The sequence below is a fragment of the Vibrio sp. B1ASS3 genome (assembly GCF_905175355.1).
Lineage (GTDB): Bacteria > Pseudomonadota > Gammaproteobacteria > Enterobacterales > Vibrionaceae > Vibrio > Vibrio owensii.
This window is the reverse complement of record NZ_HG992743.1, coordinates 1,914,712-1,936,856: the sequence shown is the minus strand read 5'-3', so window position 1 is coordinate 1,936,856 and position 22,145 is coordinate 1,914,712. Positions and strand designations below refer to the sequence as shown.

The window sequence follows — 22,145 nt, the reverse complement described above, 5'->3', positions numbered from 1 at the left end:
TTACCTTATTTTTCATCGGTTTTTGTTTTTATAATGTCTGTGTCAGACAGCTTCATATCAAATTTTCCGGTCGCCACGTTCTCAACCCACAAGCCTCGATAACGGCTAAAGTTGTAATACGCCATTAAATCGCTTTCACCTGCTCGCGGTGGCACCCCCATGTAGCCTTGCATATCGCTGCCATCAAGCGCTCGTGACCAAACTTGAACATCGTCTAAGAGAGCATCCTGAAAATCTGAAGCACCTTCTAAACGGTTCATCGCGCCAACAAGTAAACTCCTCAAGCTGTCCCCTTGAAATTCAACCCAGTTGTCACGACTGATTTCTCGCCCATTGAGGTAAAAAATACGTTCACGCGAAGCTTTGTCGAATACAACGGCTAGGTGCAGCCATTGATCCACCTCAACCTTGTCTGACTCTGTATCCCGGTCACTACCAGCACCAGATGTCGGCCTGCCATGATCTAATCCAACGTACAGTCGGTGATCATCGCCATCATTCACACCAGACAATTGATAACGACTATCCAATGTTTTGAACTTCACCCAGTACATAAAAGTCATGGACTGGTCACCAGAAGGCATGAATCCTGTGTAACCAAATGCTTCTTTATCAGTGACATCTAAGACGTGTTCACCCGAGACCACCGCTTCACCGTTAGCATCGGCCAATATGGCCTGCGCCTGAGCGTACTCAGCCCAGTGGCTTATGCTCTGGTCATTGAGATCCCCAATATCAAAGCCTTGTAAATCCCAGCCCTTTTCATACTCGAACCCATCATCAATGCCATCGCCATCACTGTCTGGGCTACACGGATCACTCAGATGCTGACCTGTTTCGATCCCCATCTCCAGACCATCCGAAAGACCGTCTCCATCACTGTCTGCATTGTAAGGATCACTGCATGTTGACAACTCAAAAGTATCACTTAGCCCATCACCATCATGGTCCGTCTCAACTTCAGCTGGCGCCATCAACTTTAATTCAGACAGCTTCATATCAAAGGTGCCAGTCGCCACGTTCTCAACCCACAGGCCCCTGTAACGGCTAAAGTCGTAATACGCCATTAAGTCGCCTTCACCTGCTCGCGGTGGCACCACCATGTAGCCTTGTATGTCGCTGCCATCAAGCGCTCGTGACCAAACTTGAACATCGTTCAAGCGGGCATCCTGAAAATCTGAAGCACCCTCCAAACGGTTCATCGCGCCAACGAGTAAACTCCTCAAGCTGTCCCATTGAAATTCAACATAGGTTTCACGGCTAATTTCTCGTCCATTAAGGTAAAAAATTCGTTCATGCGAGGCTTTATCGAATACAACGGCCAGGTGCAGCCATTGATCCACCTCAACCTTGTCTAACTCTGTATCCCAGTCACTACCAGCACCAAATGTCGGCCTGCCATGATCTAATCCAACATACAGTCGGTGATCATCGCCATCATTCACACCAGACAATTGATAACGACTATCCAATGTTTTGAACTTCACCCAGTACATAAAAGTCATGGACTGGTCACCAGAAGGCATGAATCCTGTGTAACCAAATGCTTCTTTATCAGTGACATCTAAGACGTGTTCACCCGAGACCACCGCTTCACCGTTAGCATCGGCCAATATGGCCTGCGCCTGAGCGTACTCAGCCCAGTGGCTTATGCTCTGGTCATTGAGATCCCCAATATCAAAGCCTTGTAAATCCCAGCCCTTTTCATACTCGAACCCATCATCAATGCCATCGCCATCACTGTCTGGGCTACACGGATCACTCAGATGCTGACCTGTTTCGATCCCCATCTCCAGACCATCCGAAAGACCGTCTCCATCACTGTCTGCATTGTAAGGATCACTGCATGTTGACAACTCAAAAGTATCACTTAGCCCATCACCATCATGGTCCGTCTCAACTTCAGCTGGCGCCATCAACTTTAATTCAGACAGCTTCATATCAAAGGTGCCAGTCGCCACGTTCTCAACCCACAGGCCCCTGTAACGGCTAAAGTCGTAATACGCCATTAAGTCGCCTTCACCTGCTCGCGGTGGCACCACCATGTAGCCTTGTATGTCGCTGCCATCAAGCGCTCGTGACCAAACTTGAACATCGTTCAAGCGGGCATCCTGAAAATCTGAAGCACCCTCCAAACGGTTCATCGCGCCAACGAGTAAACTCCTCAAGCTGTCCCATTGAAATTCAACATAGGTTTCACGGCTAATTTCTCGTCCATTAAGGTAAAAAATTCGTTCATGCGAGGCTTTATCGAATACAACGGCCAGGTGCAGCCATTGATCCACCTCAACCTTGTCTAACTCTGTATCCCAGTCACTACCAGCACCAAATGTCGGCCTGCCATGATCTAATCCAACATACAGTCGGTGATCATCGCCATCATTCACACCAGACAATTGATAACGACTATCCAATGTTTTGAACTTCACCCAGTACATAAAAGTCATGGACTGGTCACCAGATGGTATGAGCCCTGTGTAACCAAATGCTTCTTTATCAGTGACATCTAAGACGTGTTCACCCGAGACCACCGCTTCACCGTTGGCATCGGCCAATATGGCCTGCGCCTGAGCGTACTCAGCCCAGTGGCTTATGCTCTGGTCATTGAGCTCCCCAATATCAAAGCCTTGTAAATCCCAGCCCTTTTCATACTCGAACCCATCATCAATGCCATCGCCATCACTATCAGGGCTACATGGGCTACTGAGTTGTTGACCTGTTTCGATCCCCATCTCCAGACCGTCCGATAGACCGTCGCCATCACTGTCTGCATTGTAGGGATCGCTGCATGTTGCCTGTTCAATATGGTCAGGTGCTTGGTCTTTATCACTGTCTAGAGGATATAACTGTTCAACTTCTGAGATTACTTTATTGCCGTACTTATCACGAGCCACCGCTTGAATAAAAACAGGAGATGTAAACTGAGATAAATCTAAATTCACAGAATTCACACCTTCAACTGATTCATAAAATAACGGCGGTGATTCTGGGCTTATATATAAATCAAAATTTAAGTCAGATATTTTCTTTGAAAGGTTAAAGTTTATAATGACACTTTTAAAATTCTGGACTTCTGAAAAATCCAAAGAAAGTTTATATCCATCCAAATTATTATCATTACTTTCAGATGTAGATATAATATTTGATAGGATATCATATATATAAACTACCGACTGATCATCACCTTGTTCTTCCTTTATTTTACTTTCAGTTATTCGCCCTAAGGGGTCATAGCTGAATTCAATCGCTGAGGCTTGGTTCGTCATAAACATGGCCAAAGCACCTAGTACTGTCCTGATACTCATCATATAGCCTTTTGGTCTTTATCAAATTAATGTTATTACCGTTAAACCAACTGATTAACTTAACTTTTGCTAAGGTGATGAATAATCAATTAATAATCAATTAATAATCGATAGACAACAACAAGCTTATGGTACAGTTGAATATGACAATCACAATTTTTAACTTTATGGTATTAATTAGAAATATATCTCACACCAAGGAATATTAAATTTCTATGCTTTGGGTAGGTATTAATCGCTTTATTAACTTCTATTTGAATAACGGATACTTCGAGTTGCTCGCTCCTTTTCGAGCACCAAAAGGGCTTTGTTGCGTAATTCGGACAGAAAACCAAATTGCCCGAAAATTGAGTGATTATTAAACAACATGCTGAGTTTCAGGCATACCAAGCCCTGTAAGCTTGTTCAGCGCTTTAATCATGGCGTAAGTCTCACCAACTTGAGCGTTGTAGTTCCTCAGGCTTAATTTCCCACCTAACAACTGTTTCACTCGATACATTGCTGTCTCTGATAGCGAGCGCTTATTATAGCCATAACGCTTTTTCCACTTCTTGTTGGAGCCGTAGAGCTTCTGACAAACTACTGCTAAATTGCGAGGATGTCCTTCCTCCCAGAAGGCTGCGCCTTCTCGTGGCGGGATAAGCGGAACCGCTCGCTTTATCCGTATGGCATCATGGCAATTCCTTGTGTCATAAGCGCCATCACCTGATATCTCAATGATTTTACGACGTGTCTGCTTGAGTAAGTTGGGGAGCACTTCGGCATCGGTTACGTTAGATAAGCTCAGCTCTGCTGCGACTATTTCGTGGGTGCTTGTATCTACTGCGATATGCAGCTTACGCCAAACCCTACGCTTCCCGTCGGTACCATGCTTCTTAACCTTCCATTCACCTTCGCCATAAACCTTGAGACCAGTGGCATCAATGGCGAGGTGTTGTATCGCACCTCTGTTTTTGGTTTTAAATGAAACCTCAACTTCCTTGGCTCGACGGCTTATACCGGTGTAGTGCGGACAAACTAGCGGGACGTTAGCAAGCTTAAATACGGAGTCTAGAAAACCTTGCAGCGCTCTCAATGGCATAGAGAAAACGCGCTTCACCATCAGTGCAGTAGTAATGGCTAGGTCGCTGAATCGACGAGGCCTACCTCGTTTATTCTGTTTGCTTTGCTTCCACTCTCTTATGGTCTCTTCATCAATCCAGAAAGTAAGTGAGCCACGGTTGATTAAGGCTTTGTTGTATTGTTTCCAGTTAGTTGTTTTATAACGAGGTTTCGACATAAGGCTACAAAGATTAGTTGACTTAGCCGATCAGATCGCAACTTCCTGATTTAGTTCCATCGAATTACGCAACAAAGCCACTTTAGGGCGGCAGCAGAGGAATGTATGCACCGTTATTGTCCTAATTGAACTTATCTGAAATCCCCACGTTACTCAGAAATCGTAACAAACTTTTGTCCATTTTCAAGTCAGGCGCGGTAGAGTCCTCTGTACAGTTATCTCTAACTTGACTGAATTTTGTTAGCGTCAAAGCATACATTTGAACGTCCTGTAAATATCCATTTTTTACAATTAGTTACAGGCTTGACAGACGAACCATGAAAGCTTTCTAATAGCCACCGTTAACAAACCACAAGGAGGTAGATACTATGGTTCAGTTGGACATTCAGGTAGTAGAAAATGTATTTGATGAGACGGTTTTTCATATTACTTGTCGCAGTGCGTCCCAGCCAGCAACGCACTCAAGTTGGAAGTCTTATGCAAACCGTAATCACCTCATGACCCAATTAGCAAATATAACGGAATCTGAGCAGTGGAAGTCTCGTGTAGAAGATTTCAATGATTGGGAAGAAGCAAAGGATCGCCAAGAAAAACTGACTAGTAAGCTCTTAAGCGATGGTTTGGTTAGTCTTAATGGTCGTAACCAGCGTTGCCCTGTTAAAAAAGCCATTCGCAAGCAATACTCAGTTTAATACTGCGCAGGCGCGCAGCCGAATTACTGAGGCAGGCTAGAAAATAACTATAGCTCACTCTACGAGTGAGCTATTAAATTCTGTTACTAATGAAACAAAACAACCCAATATCCAGATATTAATTTCGGTGCTTGGAACGTTACCGTACTAGAAATAATCCGAAGTCTACTAAGTTAAGAAACTCACTAACTCATTCTTGTCCAAAACTTATCTTGATGCCTGTAATCGGCAACAATCGAGCAGAACGTACCACTAGTTCCATTGTCATTGGACGAAAGCATTGTTCGTTAGCGCTGCCCTCCCATGATAAGGTGGGCAGCACAGCCGTTTCTACTCCTGAAGCTCCCCTATAGATAGCCATAGGCCGTTGTTATTTTGAGATTGATGTACTTCAACAGTATAACCCTCATCGTTCATGTCGATTTTCGCTTCTCGCCCCTTGGTGTAATTGACACTTATGTCCTGAATTTGCGTCGATCGCCCTCGTTTCCCTACGCGATACCACAAATTATCACCACTCGGTGAACGATGTGTGGTGACAGTATTGCCGTTTTGTGATAGCGCGACAGAAGGGAAGTGGGCAGTGTCGTAAATAAACGGATAGGTAGTGGCCAGTCGAACGCGGTTTGATATACTGGCACGTTCTACGGAAGAATCAACATTGAATTCAATATCTAATTTATTTGCGTCTAAATGACCGATACGAGTCCACCCCTCCCTTTCTCCCGACTTGCTTTGTTCCCAACTGACGATAAGTTGGTGGGAGTCATTGACATCGACTTGGGGGCGGCTCAATGAACTGCCTTCATCATTCACCACCGAGTGATGGACATCAGGGAAATCGATCGTTCTATCACTTGTCAAAGTACCAACAGCATAATATATATTGTCGTAATCGGTATCACTGAACACCACAACAATTTGACCATCATCAGTTAAAGCTACGTCTGGATAGTATCCTTGAAAAGGTGATTTTTGAGGACTTTCCCATCGTATGTCATCATTGATGACCTCACCCACCACCAACCAAATAGCGTTATTGTTTTGCGATTTATGTACAGCCACAATCATACCATTATCGTTAAGGGATACATTCGGTCTAACCCCCGAAGAGTATCGCCCATGCCCTTTCCAGTTAATGCCGTCTTCAGCTTTATCCAGTGTGCCCAACCGGTACCATAAACCGTCATTATTTTGTGAGCGGTGGACTTCTACGACACGATTACCGCCAACTCGAGAGTTGATCGATACAGCTGGCTCACGCCCTTGATCATAATTGCTACTGTGTTTGATAGTGAAGGTCGCAAAATCTTGTTCGCGCCAGACATTTTGATGCTCGCGCTGAAGCAATTTTTGATACTGACTGTAGAATGGGTAGTCGCTAGCGGGAAACGTTACCTGAATATTATCGTCGTAAAATCGGTGTCCGTACTTATCCCATTTATACACCCGTGAAAAACGCTTGGATTTATTGTCTTTTACCTTCGATGTTGCCGAGGTGTCACTGCCTTTGAAGTTAGCGAACTCTCGATGGTTACCATATAAAAATTGGACATCGTTGCTTTTATCGTATAAACCACGATTTCCGTCGTCATAAAATTTAGCATGGTTCGAAATAATAAAGACTTTGCCTTTAGCGTCAGTAATGGTCATCTCTGAGACAGCAGGGACATGATTTGGGGTAACAAGCTTGTTACCAAACACGCTTTTCACCCCATCGAGAAAATCAGATAAACCTGGCTCAGTCCAGCCATCGCTATTTTTAAAATCGACCGTAATGAACAAAGGAGGGTGCAATGGATGTAAGTTGGACCAGTCGTTAATCAGGTTAAACCAGATTCGCAGATCATACGAAAAGGGATTAGCATTGTATTGGTGGTAAACTTCGTCTCCAACGCCGTCGTGTCCAACTCCCCCCATATCGTACTTGGGGTAAATATCGAACTCAAGGCCATAAACTCCATTGTCTAACTGTTGAATAATGGAACCGCTGTTACCATAGCCTTTTAGACTACCGGAATAACTATTGTGAGTTGTTGCAAATGATTTATCTAACAATAGCACATTGTCTGATGAATGGACGAGTGACGGTATCAACATCGCAACAGCCAGACTAGAGAACAAGCTTTTTTTAGCAAGCATTATACACATCCTATGTAATTGGGGGGATTTCATTCATTTTCCCTCGTCGTCAATCTAGTAGAAGTAATGAGGCTTGGATAGTGTACAATCACGCATGATATAAACCTAAGTGCATATTGGTGTTTTGTGATTGCTTTCTAAGTTTGTCTCTATGTTATTCTTAGGCAGAAGTTAGGTGATTGCGTATTAACATAAAGGAGTTCTGGTTATTGGTTGCTCTGCTAGGATGAAAATACGCAGGTGATTGACTTCGGTATAACACTGCAAAAGCAAAAGCTTTTCCATATTTTTAGTTATCCACGGATTCCCAACATTCTATTCCCCAAAACTCATTTTTGTCCCACATGAGCTAGCTGGTGAAGCCAGCTCATGTGGGATGAATGATTGGAGGTTTAAATGAGCGGTAGCCAGTTTTTTAAGCAGGGTGTACTAAGATGTGGGCTTGATGTATCTCGCTGTTCCACTCTTTCATTTCGGCAAGAAATAGGCCGTGAGCATTAATCGAATTGATAAGCTCTGGTGCACGCTCTAGTTGGATAAGCATCGATAGTGGGGTGACTTGATTGTGTTCTTGGTCAAAACCGTGTTCGACTTGTTCCTCTAGCATATAAAGAATCCCAGGCTCCGCCTCACTACCCTCCTCAAACAGTCTTGATTCGATACCCTCTACGTCATAAAGGTGTACGAGTAGGTTATAAAGCTTTTCAGCACCGACGAGTTTTGCATGCTTCGACTGTGAATTAAGTTGATGCAGTTTCATTTCTAGGTTCCCACCTTTTTTTCTTGCCACGCTGAGCATTAGTTTGATGTCTTTTTTGATATTCGATAACGACTTATCGTTGAGCTTTGGCTTAAGGTACTTTATCAGTATGTCATTGCGTGATGTTACTGGAACAAAACGGGAAGATGCGGATACCTGACACAGCAAATGAAGCAGGGCGTGGGTAATGAGGTTGTGAAGGTTGTGGTAGTAGTCAAAGTCTCGTTTGATTTGCATAGCCAAGGTAGCGTTGTGGGTGGATTTTAAGAATATGAGGGCTCGGTGTTTTAAATCAACCGTAATAATGAATTCGGGAGTGGTTTCCTATACATAGAGTTATTCATAAATTGCTAATATTCGATTTTCCGAAAATGATAATTGTCCAAATTCGAGTTTATCAACACTTCACCTTCGGTGTGCCCACTTGTGGTCAAACTATATTGGCTTACGACATGTTTATTATGCGCATAACTCTTGAACAGAAATTTCATTGATTTGGTCTTGATATTCCAGCGCCAAATCGTCCATCAAGTCATTCACGATTTCGAGGTATATCATAGTGGTAGTGATGCTTGAATGCCCAAGCCTTCTCTGTAGATACATCAGCGGTTCAAATTTGCCTTGCTTACGCTCTTGCAAACCCTTTAGCGTGTGACATGCGTAGGAATGACGCAATTTGTGAGGGTTTACCTTAAAATCTAACCCTAAATCATTCAGAGCCTTATTGAAGCCAGAGCCTAGCGCCCATTCTTTATTGTCATTTGTGTTGAGGAATAACAAATCACTCTGGAATACAGGGTTGCCTTTTTTATCTGTACCGTGTGACATCACTTGCTCGTGGCGAGTGGTTTGAGTGTAATTCCACAGGTCTTTCATAAGGCGGTGAGGAATGTGTATGACACGCTCTTTTTCACCCTTGGTTCGGTTAATTTCAACCCTGTAGATGGCTCTACCTTCTACTGGTTTACGCATCAGGTTCAATGGAAACAGGAGTAACTCTTTCTTTCGAATTCCTGTCTGTAGACAGAGCCTTGTCATGAGTTTGACTACTGGGTTTTTGATGGCACTTAAAAGTTCCTGCACTTCTTCTTTTGACAGGAATTTTGGAAGCTTTTTAGGCGTGTTTAGCATGATGTCAGGGCTTTGAACTTCGCCAGAATCATTCTTGGTGTGTGCAAGAAAGTGATTCTTGTTTTTGCTTGTTTTAATACTAACCAGTGAGTAAGGAAGTTCTGACACCCAACCTTGACCAACCGCAAATTGATAGAAGCGCACAATGGTTCGGAGGTGTTGATTTACAGAGTTAGCCTTCATCCCGTCATCAAGGCAGGCATCACGGTAGACAGCTAGAATCATTTCAGTAATGCCATCATCGGCAATATCAGTCCAATCCAGCCCATTATCCTCAATGAAGGTGAAGAAACTTACTAGGTGTGCCGCATAGGTCTTCCATGACTCTCTACTATTAATTCTTCCACTTTTAATTAACAAAAATTCTAAGAACTGATGACCTTCACAAAAGAGAGCGCCTGACTCAGTACCAATATCTTCATTTGTGTGAGACCAAAGCAACAGAGGGAAGTTAGGATATACCAAACCCTTGATCTTAAATTCTGATGTGGAACTAACTGAAATCATATAATGTGCACCTTCAATATGTGATCGTTATGAGTTAGGTATTAATCACTATATATCATATGTTACAGTTAGTCCTATATTTAACATCATATTTCCTCTTAGTTGGTGAGTTAACGGCCGGAGTATAGCGGCTGTGATTCGATTCTTACAACTCCTTTGCGTTTTATATGTGCTTTATTCGACGTTCTTCCATCTCTTGTGAATAGGTATTAGCTTTTACGCCGTAGATGATTTGGATATGTCGTTCATCGATGATCACCACTCCATGTGCTCCGTGTGCTTTCAATGCTTTTTGGTTCACGATTGCAGTGTCTTTTAGTGTGAGGCGTAGCCTTGTCGCGCAAGCTCCGGTTTCCACCAAATTATCCATGCCACCGATAGCGTCAATGATGGTGTCGACATCTTGTTCCAGATTTGGATTCACGTGCGTCAGCATTTTGAAGACGCGAGAAAGGGCTTTTAACATCGCGAGAAACTCGTTTGGCAGCAAAGCCTTGTTTATATCTCAGCTTTGGCTGCTTCGCTCTGATTTAGGACACAAAATCATGCATTGATAGTTTGGCAAATACTGCTTAGAGAAAAGAGAGAGGAATAAAAAAGCTCCTCACGTTGGAGGAGCTTTGAATCGATGAAGTAAAGAAGCACTAATGATGATGTTCGTGCTTTTTCATTCCTGCCATGACTTTTTTGACTGGTGCAGTAAAGCTTTGCTTTTGGCCGTTGTCGTAAGTCACTGTCACCTCGATTTCGTCGCCTTCATTAAGCGGCTTTTTAAGGTCGAATAGCATGATATGTAGGCTACCCGGTTTTAGCTCGGTAGTCTCTTTTGCAGCGAGCGTGATGTGGTCTACCTGACGCATCTTCATCACATCGCCTTCTTTAATCACATCGTGCAGCTCGACTTTACCTGCCGCAGGGGTTTCTGCTGCAACGATATTGATGTCTTCTTGGCTTCGGTTAGCAAAGGTCACAAACACAGCGCTTGTCACAGCACCTGGCGCCATGGCTCGTGCATACGGCTCGTGTGGCATGACATTGAGGTTTGCTTGTGCCAAAGGGCTTAGAAGTAGGGCGGAGAGGGCTAACGTTTTGATTGCATGCTTAGCTTTCATTGGTTTTTCCTTCTGCAGTCAGTTTGGTTATCGCCTCGACAATTGGCGCAGGCGTTAAGGTATGTGGCACTTTAGTGATGAGTGTGCCGTCAGGCTTCAAGAAGTAAAAGTAAGAGCTGTGGTCGAGTGTGTATTTCAGCTCTGAGCCTTCTAGCTCTGTTTTACGGAAAATAACACCGTACTTGTGAGCAAGTGGGGTGGTCACATCAAGTGGTGCAGATAGACCTTCAATCATCGGATGGAAGTAGTGCGCGTACTTGGCGGATGCATCAGCTTCGTCACGTTCAGGATCAAGCGAGATGAACATCGGGCGCAACTGTGTTTTTTGCGCATCGTCGATTTGATTGAGTGCGCCTGCTAGCATGGCTAATGAGGTCGGACACACGTCTGGGCAACGCGTAAAGCCAAAGTAAACAATGCGAATGCGATCATCACTGGTATCGAAGATATCGACAGGTTTATCACCTTCACCGAACAACACGCTTTGTTCGGTCGCGACTTGCTGTTTTTTCTCTACGTCTTTTTGTCCATCTAGATACGTTTTGGTACCAAAGCCGAGGACAAAAGCAACCACGAGAAAGAGAGACCAATTACGGCTCATATCAATTCCTTATCTTTGCATTTTGAGGGCTGGGTAGATGGTGTCTTTACCGTCGGAAAGCTCACCAACCCACGTCATCGAATCTTGTGTACAAACGGGCAATGTCACATCGCCCACGAATTTACCCGGCGCCACTTTCTTTAGCATGAATTTTGGCTCGCCCATTTCCATTTCTCGACCAACCAAACTTAATACAAGCTGATCCGCTTCGCTGTCTTGCCATTCGACTTCGAGCTGAGCTGGGATCAGAGGTTGAGCAGTATCGACGCTAAGCGTCATCGCAACATCATGTTGGATGCAAGGTTCAGTAGAGAGGAAACAGTATTCATCGAGCGACTTAGGCTCGGGCGCTGAAGAGAAGTTTTTGATCAGGGTAGGCGCGTAAAAGCCAGCAACCAGTGCAACGGCTATCCCTGCGATTTGTAACACTTTCATTAAGATTCAGTATTTATCACTTAACATTGTCTGCATCCTAGCACAGATGGGATGTACGAAAACTCGCAATTTCAACAAATTGTGCACTATCTTGAAACTTATCGTTTGTAGAGCGTAAATAAAAAAAGCGGAGCCAATGGCTCCGCTTCTTAAATGATGGAATTGTGGTTCAGATTTACTTGTTTGAATCCGCAAACTTTTCTAAACCAAGTACCAGAGCAATAGCTGCTAGCATCATGATCACAGCTAACACCAGTTGCGATGGCTGAGACGTGATGTGCTCAAACTCAAACGGTGACAGGTTTTGCTCTAGTAATGGCACTTGCTCGCCTTTCGAGTTCGTACGCCATGTTAGCGTCTCTTTCCAAGGCCAGATCTTTGGTAGCGTGCCGATCATCAATCCTGTTAGGAACATCAACGTTAAATCGCGGAATTTGCGCAGTAACCAAGATAACAGATGAGAGAAAGACAATAGACCAGCCACACAGCCAACAAGGAACAAGGCAAGGATATCAATTTGGAAACCTTTCACTGCGCCTAGTACAGGAGCGTACATACCGATCAACAGCAAAATAAAGCTGCCTGAGATACCCGGTAGAATCATTGCACAAATCGCAATCGCACCTGCAAGAATGGTGTTGATTGCAGTTGGCTCCATGTGAAGTGGTTTGAGTACCGTGATGCTGTAGGCAAAGCCAATACCAATTAAGAGAGCAACAAAGCGAATCGCATCGCGTTTCTCTACTTGGCGAATGATGTGGTAGACCGACACTAAAATCAGGCCGAAGAAGAAAGACCAGATTGGAATTGGGTGGGTTTCTAATAGCCAACTGATCAGTTTTGCCAATGTTGCGATGCTAGTGAAAATGCCCGCAAACAGTGAAATCAGGAAGAAGCCGTTAATATGGTTAAATGCGGCTTTGAAGCCATCTTTTTTCCAAATCGAGAAAAGTGATGGGTTAATACGTCGAATGCTTTCTAGCAGCGTGTCGTAAATGCCGGTAATGAATGCAATGGTGCCGCCTGATACGCCAGGGACAACATCGGCTGCACCCATGGCCATTCCTTTAAAGTAGGTGATTAGATAGTTCATTTCTCAAGTACTAAGTCATGTTGATGGCAGTGAGTATACAAACATTGATGTCAAAAAAGTATGAAATAGTGTTTCGGAAGATATCGAAATGATTGCTTATCTAGGATCTATTGAACTTTCGTGGTTAAGTTTTGTTCTGATGGGCGCATGGTTAAAATCGTTGTAGGCAAGGAAAGGAGTGTATTGCTTAGTCATTCTAGGCAAACACTCGCTGTAAAAATCAGCTTGAAAGGCCAACAGAACCTAGCAACGTTAAGCTTTTTGGTTAGTTTAGGTGAATAAAAACAGAAAGATACGCGATAAAGAAACGGATTTGTTATCAGCTGTAAAGGGGGGCTTGATTGAATAAATGTCAGCGTAAAATCGATAAATTTGTTGAATGAAGTCGTTTGGTGACTTATTTATCACTTATGCCACAGTGTTGCGACTTGCAACTGCAATTTGCATTTTGATTTTGCATATTGCAAATGCTGTAACATCTTGGCGGTTTGATATGAGATTTTGTGCCCAAAAATAATGCTTTTCAAATTGGCACGATTAATGCATAATCCTTTTCGACCCTTCTTAAGCCGAGGGTCACCTAGCCAACTGACGTTGTTAGTGAATATACATTGTTCACATCATACATAAGCCAATCGCCTTAATTGCGGTTGGCTATTTTTTTGTCTGTCGTATACCCAAGTGACTTTGAGATGCAGGATTCAGAGCGTTGTTATTGATGCGAGCGCAATGAAAACAACGCCGTGTAATAGCCAGCCCTTTCCAAGTCGTATATATGTACAACGTTTCTTACAGGCTTTGCAATTTGCATGAATGCCCACAAAAAAGGGGCTGACGCAATACGCCAACCCCTGTTTAGCTACTCTCTTTCGAGTGATCAGTAACCCATCAATTGCAGCAAGTTCTCCGCCGTCACAATCGCTTCCTTACGGTTTGCAATGTTGAGCTTTTGGTACAAGTTACGAATGTGAGTCTTAATCGTTGTGCCTGCCACATCCAGCTCTTGTGCGATTTGCTCGTTACTAAAGCCAGAGTAGATCAGACCAAGTACTTGCCATTCACGTTGAGTCAGTGGGCTAGTACGAACCAGCTCAGGCACATTCGGGTGATTGACTAGCTTCTCGATAAAGTCCTCATCGAAGTGAATAGAACGGCTGCGTTGGTTAGATGAAATGTCTTTCATTAACTGCTGAGCACGGTGACGTTCTAAATCGCCTAACTCATGACGAAGGCTTAGCTTCTCTAACAACCCGCCAATGGTTGCACCGTCGATTAAGAAGTTGCCAACCATACCGGTTTGGTTAGTCATCACTAGTGCTTCTTTTAGCAATGCTTTCGCTTGCTCTTCGTCTTTCTGACGCGCAGCAAATACCGCTTCTACGACTAAGTTTCGGTTTGTGTCTGTCACTAGGTTCGTACGTCGCGCTTCGCTTTGTAGGAAGTCCAAAGCTTGGCGTGCTTCGTCGTACTGACCAAGGTTGATATGAGCACGAGCAATGTTACGCCATTGCAGTTGCTGGAAGTGGTTACACGCTGATTCAGGACGAACGGCTGTATTCAACCATTCTTGAATCGCTTCTGTGTTCCCACGTGCTTGCCAGAACAAGATCAGAGAAAGTGAGGCATTGGCTGTCCAATCAACGTGGTAAGTCGATTGTTTCATCAAATGCTGGATGTGTTCGATGAATTTGCCAGCTTTATCCAGTTCACCGCGACCAATTGCAATACGAGCCAACATTGAGTAGCTATGTAAGTGCTTGCTTGGCGAGTGGTTTTCCAGAATTTGCAGACCTTTGTACGCACACTCTTCTGCTTCATCCAAACGGTTCCAGCACCACAATACTTGAGCGCGAATACGCAGCAAGAATTCATGAAGAGGTACGTGCTGAAGCTGCTGGTCTTCGATCAGACGGAAGCCTGAATCTTGCAGTTCAAATGCTGCTTGAACGTAACCTTGCGCGATCATGATTTCGCTTTGCTGCAAGATGGCCCACAACGCTTGGTGGTAAACCTGATACTGGCGAGCCAGCTTTTCGGTTTGTTGCATCATAGGCAATGCGCGGTCGAGCTTACCCAATACGTGGTTAACTTCACCAACGACCGATGTCGCTACGATACGGCTGCGGTATACGGTTGGGTCAAGTTGGCTAAGCGCAAGCTCGGCAAGTTCCAATGCATGTTCTGGTTGGTTACTGTTGATCGCGACCTGAGCGAGTAGGGCATTGGCTTGACCTTGGTAGCCAGTGTCGAGTTCGATATTACGCTTTTTGTGCTCTTCTTCAGCTTCTGCTAATAGCTTACCAACTTGGTTGTAGCGGTGTTGGCTCTGTGCCAGCCAAGCTCTTAGCATCGACAATTTCGGATGGCTGAACAGCAGATCTTTATCAAGTTGGTTGATGGCAGACTCTAGCGTTGTTAACTCGCCTTGGTTGAACATCTTCCAACCGAACTCATTCAAAATTTCAACGATCAAATCGGTGTCGTTAGATTTTTGAGCGTGGTGGATCGCCTGATGTGGTGCTTTCTGCTTTAGCCAAGCAACCGCGGCATTGCGGTGAAGCTCTTTTTCTTGTTGAGGAATACGCGCCTGACGCTCATGCGACAAGAACTCGCCAAACAAGTTGTGGAAACGGAACCAGTTTTGCTCACCTTCCAGTGGGTAGATGAACAAGCCGTAGCGGTTGAGTGATTCAATCATGCCAAGAGCGTCTTCACGCTGGGTCAGTGCAAACACTAACTCATCGTTGAAATGGTCCAGTACCGACACCTGCATTAAGAAGTGACGTGTCTCTTTATCTAAGAGATCAAAGACTTCCTCGACCAAGTAATCCCAAAGGTGAGCGTGATTGAATTGAGAAACAGATTCTACGGTTTGCGCCAATGTGCGGTTTTGATGCTGAGCTTGCAGCGCAATAAGCTGCAGCGCTGATGGCCAACCTTCCACATAGGTGCGTAGGTTGTTTGCCATGTCTTCATCGATGCCGTCGGCAATGCGTAGATTGAAGAAGCGCGTGGTTTCTTCAGTATCGAATGCCAACATTTCATTGCCAATTTCGATCATCAAATCACGCACACGCAGGTTCGCCGTCCCCAGCGGCGGAGCTGCACGGCTTGTGACAACAACAGTTAGGTTGTCTGGCATGTGCTTTAAGAAGAAGCGCATCGATTCATGGATTTCGTCGTTGGTGATCAGGTGATAATCATCTAATACGACGTAACACTCGTGCTGAAAATCCGCCATCTCAGCGAAAACTTCGCTGAATAAAGAGCGTAAAGAAGAGAACTGACGTTTCTCAGCCAATTTCTGAGCGTTAGAGCAGTTGTAGTTGGTGGCTTTATTTAAAGCTTGAAGCAAATAGTTAACGAAGCGAAAACCGTCGTTATCACTGTCATCAATGCTGTACCAACCTACGTTGGGTTTATCTGACAACCATTGTGCTGCCATGGTGGTTTTTCCGTAACCAGCAGGCGAGCGGAACAATACCAATTTGTAGTAAGGCGCTTGTTGTAGTAAGTCCAACACTCGCGGACGGACGATCGCATTATGCAAGCGGCCAGGGCGAGTAAGTTTAGATGGAATCCACATTATTAATTCTGTCCTTAAATTTTTTGAGCTAGCGAAACTAGAAACTGACTCACACCACTAAATTCTAGTTTGTGTAAAAAGTGTACAGGCTGGTGAGTCGTTTGCGATGTTACGACAACAGAATCGGTTGTTACTTTGATCCACTTCCTAATTCTCAAGGGTTGCTGCAAATGCCACCAACTACGCCCTGTATTTGTGATTCTGGTCACTTAAAAGCCGGTGGTATTGATCCCATGTAGAAAGAGTTGCACATCTATTACGGAAAATTTATCGATGTTAAAAGGCTTAATGTGATCACTAAGACAGTTTTTACATCAGATTAGAGTTGTCGAATAAAAAACGTCATGAACAAAATTTAACCTTTCTCAAAGTTGGCTGTGATCCGAATCACTAAGAATAGGGTTATAGGCTGCTGTGTTGCGATTTGGATCACTAAGTTTGCAACCTTACGCCCTCTACGCCCTACCCCCTCCTCCTTCTAGGGAGGATAAATGGGAGGATGTTTATTCACAGAGGGAAATGCACGATGTATGGCAGATGAATTACTAAAAGACGTGAGAATTTCTTAATGAAACCTACTCAACAGAAACAATTTGACAAGAAGTCGTTCCAAGAAAGCGTAAAGAAACACCTATCTGTAACTTACGCTCACACGGTTGAAAATGCAGATAGCCGCGCATGGTACCTAGCAATGGGTCGTGCATTGGCTGAGTTTACGACTTGTGATTTGCTTGCTACTGAAGCAGACGCTCGCATCCAAGAAGCGAAAAGCGTTAACTACCTTTCACTAGAATTCCTTATCGGTCGTTTGACTGGTAACAACCTAATCAGCATGGGTCTTTACGAAGAGATCACTGAAGCTATGGCTGAGCTAGGTCACAACCTAACAGACCTTCTAGAAGAAGAACGCGACCCATCACTGGGTAACGGTGGTCTAGGTCGTCTAGCAGCATGTTTCATGGATTCATGTGCGGCTCAAGAATTCCCAACTGTAGGTTACGGCCTGCATTACGAATACGGTCTATTTAAGCAGTCGTTCAAAGACGGCCGTCAACAAGAAGCACCAGACGCATGGCGTGGTGTAGAAGGTTACCCTTGGGAAGTGGCTCGCCCTGAGCTAGCGCAAGAAATCGGCTTCTACGGTCACGTTGAAGTGGTAAACGAAAACGGTAAAGAAGTTCGTAAATGGGTTCCTGGCATGTCTGTAAAAGCAATGCCTTGGGATCTACCTATCGTAGGTTACGAATCAGACACGGTTTACCCTCTACGTCTTTGGGAATGTCAGGCAATCGCACCATTCTCACTAGAAAGCTTTAACAACGGTGATTACTTCGAAGCTCAGCACGCGCTGATCGACGCAGGCAACATCACTAAAGTGCTTTACCCGAACGATAACCACGAGAAAGGTAAAACACTGCGTCTAATGCAACAGTACTTCCACTCAGCAGCATCTGTACGCGACATCCTACGTCGCCACGAAGCAGCAGGTTACTCGCTAGCGGATCTACCGAAGCAAGAGACTATTCAGCTTAACGATACGCACCCAACAATTGCTATCCCTGAGCTAATGCGCATCCTAGTGGACGAAAAAGGTCTTACTTGGGAAGCAGCATGGGAAATCAGTTCTCAGACATTCGCGTACACTAACCACACGCTACTTCCAGAAGCACTAGAGACATGGCCAGAGTCGCTAATCCAGCGTCTACTTCCACGTCACATGGAAATCATTTTTGAAATCAACCACCGCTTCCTACAAGAAGTTCGTAAGATGTGGCCTGGTGACGGTGAGAAGCAAGCGAAGCTTTCTATCATCCAAGAAGGTTTCAACCGCATGGTTCGCATGGCTAACCTATGTGTAATCGGTTCTTACGCAGTAAACGGTGTAGCAGCACTTCACTCTGAATTGGTTAAGAAAGACCTATTCCCAGAGTTCCACGAGATGTACCCAACTCGTCTACACAACGTAACGAACGGTATCACTCCTCGTCGTTGGCTGAAGTTCTGTAACCCAGGTCTATCTAAGCTAATCACTGAGAAAGTGGGTCCAGAATGGCCTGCGAAACTAGAGCAGCTAGAAGGCATTGCTAAATACGCAACAGACGCGAAATTCCAAAAAGAATTCATGGCTGTTAAGAAAGAAAACAAACAGCGTCTTGCTGATTGGGTTCTAGATAACATGGGTATCGAGCTAGATACTAACGCTATCTTCGACGTTCAAATCAAGCGTCTACACGAGTACAAGCGTCAGCACCTAGATCTGCTACACATTCTGTCTCTATACCACCGCATCCTGAACGAACCTGGTTTCGAGTGTGAGCCACGCGTATGTTTCTTCGCAGCGAAAGCAGCACCGGGCTACCACCTAGCGAAAGAAATTATGTTCGCAGTGAACAAGGTTGCAGAGAAGATCAACAACGATCCTCGCATCGGTAACAAACTGAAAGTGGTATTCATCCCTGACTACCGCGTGAGCATGGCTGAGATCATCATCCCTGCGGCAGACGTTTCACAACAAATCTCGCTAGCGGGTAAAGAAGCATCTGGTACAGGTAACATGAAGATGGCTCTTAACGGTGCCCTAACTATCGGTACGATGGATGGTGCTAACGTTGAGATTCGTGAAGAAGTGGGCGACGAGAACATCTATATCTTCGGTCTTGATGTTGAAGGCGTGAAAGCGGTTAAAGCAGCTGGCTACAACCCATACGACTACTACAACGCAGATCACCTACTGAAAGCGTCTCTAGACCTACTAACAGGTGAAGAGTTTACGCCAGGTCAACCAGGCCTACTACGCGCTACATTCGATAGCCTACTAGATGGCGGTGACCCATACCTATGTCTTGCTGACTTCGCATCTTATGTGAAAGCGCATGAAGAAATGGGCAAACAATACAAAGACCAAGCAGGTTGGGCTAAGAAAGCGATTCTTAACACTGCCCTAGTTGGTAAGTTCACATCAGACCGCTCTATCCGCGACTACGTGAACAACATCTGGAAACTTGAAGCGGTGAAACGCTAATAGAACCCAGTTAAGACCAAGGTAGCCGAGCGCTACCTTTGGTCATTTTTAAAGATTAGTTATTGATAACAATAAAACCCTACATGGAAGGTGTTGGTATTACCTTCGGAGAAAGCGATGAAAGAACAAACAGCACTAAAGAAAGTCGCAGACATGGCGCGATTAGCTGATAGCTACGTCAGCGCGTGGGGAGACGAGGCAAAAGTTTCTGAAGAAACACTGCGCCGCTTGCTCACTTCACTTGGCTACGATACTAGCAGCGATGAGAAGCTATTGGCTTCTGCTGAGAAAAAACATAAGAAAGACGTACTAGCCCCTGTTCTTGTTTTACGCGACGGCGAACCAGTCGAAGTGGAACTAAACCTAGGTACGAGTGCTCGCGAGAGCGAATTTAGCTGGCGTTTAGAAACAGAACAAGGAGAGGTACTTGAAGGCTATCTTCAGTCGCAAATTGTTCGTGATGAACGAGCTGAGGGTGGCCCTCTAGTGTTTGCATTGCCAAAGAACTTGGCATGGGGTTACCACAAACTGATCATCAGCCGTAAGCGTCGCAAGACTCCTTACGAAATGTCGCTGATCATCACACCTAAAGCGTGTTTCAAACAAGAAGACCTAAACCAACACAAAAAGCTATGGGGCCCAAGCATCCAGCTTTACACACTGCGTACTCAGCACAACTGGGGTATCGGTGACTTCGGTGATCTGAAGCAGTTGGTGAGTGACATCGCATCTCGTGGCGGTGACTTCATTGGTTTGAACCCTATTCACTCATTGTTCCCAGCGAACCCAGAAGGTGCGAGCCCATACAGCCCGTCTTCTCGTCGTTGGTTGAACATCATGTACATCGACGTAAGCTCTGTGCCTGAGTTCGCACTAAGTGCAGAAGCACAGCAACGTGTTGGCAGCGCCGAATTCCAGCAACGTCTACAAAAAGCACGTGAATCACACTGGGTGAACTACACCGAAGTGTCTGAGCTTAAGATGAGCATTCTTCCGTTGCTATTTAGCGAGTTTAAAGCGCGCCATCTAGACAAGAACACAGACCGTGCTCGTGCGTTCCTAGAGTTCGTAGAAATTGGCGGCGAGAGCCTACTTCACCAAGCGGCATTTGATGCATTGCACGGTGAGCTACACGCTGAAGATTCAAGCGTTTGGGGTTGGCCGGTATTCCCTGAGAAGTTCCGCACGTTCGATGCAGCAGCAACTCAGAAATACATCAAAGACAACGCAGATCGTGTTCACCTGTACATGTACCTACAGTGGATTGCAGACGATCAAATCAAAGAAGCGCAAGCGCTAGCTGAAGAAAAAGGTATGACAGTTGGTCTGTACCGCGACCTTGCTGTAGGTGTTGCAGATTCAGGCAGCGAGACTTGGGCTGATGACGGCGCGCTAGTATTGGATGCAAGCATCGGTGCGCCACCAGATGTGCTTGGTCCACTAGGCCAAAACTGGGGTCTACCACCGCTAAACCCACAAGTGTTGGAAGCAACAGGCTACGATGCATACATCAAGCTACTGCGTGCAAACATGAAACACTGTGGCGCACTGCGTATTGACCACGTTCTTGGTCTACTTCGTCTATGGTGGATTCCAAAAGGCGAGAAAGCGACAGAAGGCGCTTACCTGTACTACCCAGTTGAAGACATGCTAGCAATCCTAGCGCTAGAATCTCATCGTCATCAGTGTTCTGTAATCGGTGAAGACTTGGGTACTGTGCCTGATGAAATCGTAGATATCCTACGTGACGCAGGCGTTCACTCATACAAAGTGTTCTTCTTCGAAACATCAAAAGACGACGGCGGCTTTATTTCTCCGAAGCACTACGCTGAGCAGTCTATGGCGGCGTTGTGTACGCACGATATGCCAACACTACGTGGCTTCTGGCACTGTGATGACTTGAAGATGGGTCGTGAAATCGGTCTGTACCCAGACGAGCAACAATTAGAAGGTCTGTTTGATGACCGCCTGAAGTGTAAGCAAGGCATCCTAGACAGCGTTCGTTGGCATGGTTACCTGCCAGAAGGCATCGGCCATGACGCACAGTACGTTCCAATGGATTGCCACCTAAGCGAAGCGCTTCAATTGCACGTTGCTGCGGGTGACTCAGCACTACTGAGTGTTCAGCTTGAAGACTGGCTAGAAATGGACCAACCGGTCAACATTCCTGGCACGGTAGATGAGTATCCAAACTGGCGTCGTAAACTGTCTATGAACCTAGATGAAATCTTCAGCCGCGAAGACGTAAACCGTATTTCTAAGCGCCTCACTGAAGTGCGCGCGAAAGCGAGCAAATAAGGTGGAATGAGTGATGTAGGAATTCGCGAATTTAATTGCGCCAAGGTACGAAAGTACAGCCTAGGTCACTCATTAAATCGGCACAATCCGTTAGGATGAAGTACCGTTATTATGCCCGCAACAATAGCGGGCATTTTTGTTTTTTGACGCCGTTTTATTCAATGTTTGAATAGGATTGGGTC

General features: G+C 45.1%; 14 protein-coding genes. 3 read left to right on the top strand and 11 right to left on the bottom strand.

The genetic code is table 11. From position 1 onward, the window contains the following. Nucleotides 1-5 precede the first annotated feature (5 nt). A complete protein-coding gene (locus KJB05_RS26900; RefSeq protein ID WP_213053121.1) occupies nt 6-2,942 on the bottom strand; it encodes a LamG domain-containing protein in 2,937 nt (978 codons plus the stop codon). A gap of 721 nt (nt 2,943-3,663) precedes the next feature. Then, nucleotides 3,664-4,584 (bottom strand): IS5 family transposase, encoded by a 921-nt coding sequence (locus KJB05_RS26895; protein WP_208445845.1) that lies wholly within the window; start codon nt 4,582-4,584, stop codon nt 3,664-3,666. 368 nt (nt 4,585-4,952) lie between these two features. On the opposite strand from KJB05_RS26895, the gene KJB05_RS26890 reads away from it, so the two are divergent. Then, nucleotides 4,953-5,276 carry a hypothetical protein gene (locus tag KJB05_RS26890; RefSeq protein ID WP_122071552.1) on the top strand — a complete coding sequence of 108 codons (324 nt, stop codon included), beginning with the start codon at nt 4,953-4,955 and terminating at the stop codon, nt 5,274-5,276. A 330-nt stretch (nt 5,277-5,606) separates the two neighbouring features. Here KJB05_RS26890 and KJB05_RS26885 read toward each other — a convergent pair whose 3' ends face one another. The 9 genes from KJB05_RS26885 to malT form a co-directional block, all read right to left on the bottom strand. After that, nucleotides 5,607-7,418: a hypothetical protein gene (locus tag KJB05_RS26885; protein ID WP_050910053.1), complete on the bottom strand. Its 1,812-nt coding sequence runs from the start codon at nt 7,416-7,418 to the stop codon at nt 5,607-5,609. Between the two features lie 415 nt (nt 7,419-7,833). Further along, nucleotides 7,834-8,415, bottom strand: a complete 582-nt coding sequence (locus tag KJB05_RS26880; RefSeq protein ID WP_050910054.1) for a DUF2913 family protein — start codon at nt 8,413-8,415, stop codon at nt 7,834-7,836. A 222-nt stretch (nt 8,416-8,637) separates the two neighbouring features. Then, nucleotides 8,638-9,816 (bottom strand): tyrosine-type recombinase/integrase, encoded by a 1,179-nt coding sequence (locus tag KJB05_RS26875; RefSeq protein ID WP_045410222.1) that lies wholly within the window; start codon nt 9,814-9,816, stop codon nt 8,638-8,640. A gap of 163 nt (nt 9,817-9,979) precedes the next feature. Further along, nucleotides 9,980-10,282, bottom strand: a complete 303-nt coding sequence (locus KJB05_RS26870) for a PTS glucose/sucrose transporter subunit IIB (protein ID WP_045399946.1) — start codon at nt 10,280-10,282, stop codon at nt 9,980-9,982. A 178-nt stretch (nt 10,283-10,460) separates the two neighbouring features. Then, nucleotides 10,461-10,928 carry a copper chaperone PCu(A)C gene (locus KJB05_RS26865; RefSeq protein ID WP_005447418.1) on the bottom strand — a complete coding sequence of 156 codons (468 nt, stop codon included), beginning with the start codon at nt 10,926-10,928 and terminating at the stop codon, nt 10,461-10,463. Then, entirely contained in the window at nt 10,918-11,529 is a 612-nt protein-coding gene (locus KJB05_RS26860; protein ID WP_208445844.1) for an SCO family protein, read from the bottom strand. The genes KJB05_RS26865 and KJB05_RS26860 overlap by 11 nt, the downstream gene beginning before the upstream one ends. A 9-nt stretch (nt 11,530-11,538) precedes the next feature. Further along, the gene (locus KJB05_RS26855) at nt 11,539-11,964 is read right to left on the bottom strand and encodes a hypothetical protein (protein ID WP_005437869.1); all 426 of its coding nucleotides are present in this window, start codon (nt 11,962-11,964) and stop codon (nt 11,539-11,541) included. A 175-nt stretch (nt 11,965-12,139) separates the two neighbouring features. Further along, on the bottom strand, nt 12,140-13,057 hold the full coding sequence (locus tag KJB05_RS26850; protein ID WP_005437870.1) for a DUF368 domain-containing protein: 918 nt from the start codon (nt 13,055-13,057) through the stop codon (nt 12,140-12,142). 877 nt (nt 13,058-13,934) lie between these two features. After that, nucleotides 13,935-16,643 (bottom strand): HTH-type transcriptional regulator MalT, encoded by a 2,709-nt coding sequence (malT, locus tag KJB05_RS26845; protein ID WP_208445843.1) that lies wholly within the window; start codon nt 16,641-16,643, stop codon nt 13,935-13,937. Nucleotides 16,644-17,211: 568 nt separating this feature from the next. On the opposite strand from malT, the gene KJB05_RS26840 reads away from it, so the two are divergent. Further along, nucleotides 17,212-19,665, top strand: coding sequence for a glycogen/starch/alpha-glucan phosphorylase (locus tag KJB05_RS26840; protein WP_009706505.1), 2,454 nt, complete (start codon nt 17,212-17,214; stop codon nt 19,663-19,665). A gap of 117 nt (nt 19,666-19,782) precedes the next feature. Then, nucleotides 19,783-21,963: a 4-alpha-glucanotransferase gene (malQ, locus tag KJB05_RS26835; protein WP_009706504.1), complete on the top strand. Its 2,181-nt coding sequence runs from the start codon at nt 19,783-19,785 to the stop codon at nt 21,961-21,963. The last annotated feature ends 182 nt before the right edge of the window (nt 21,964-22,145 follow it).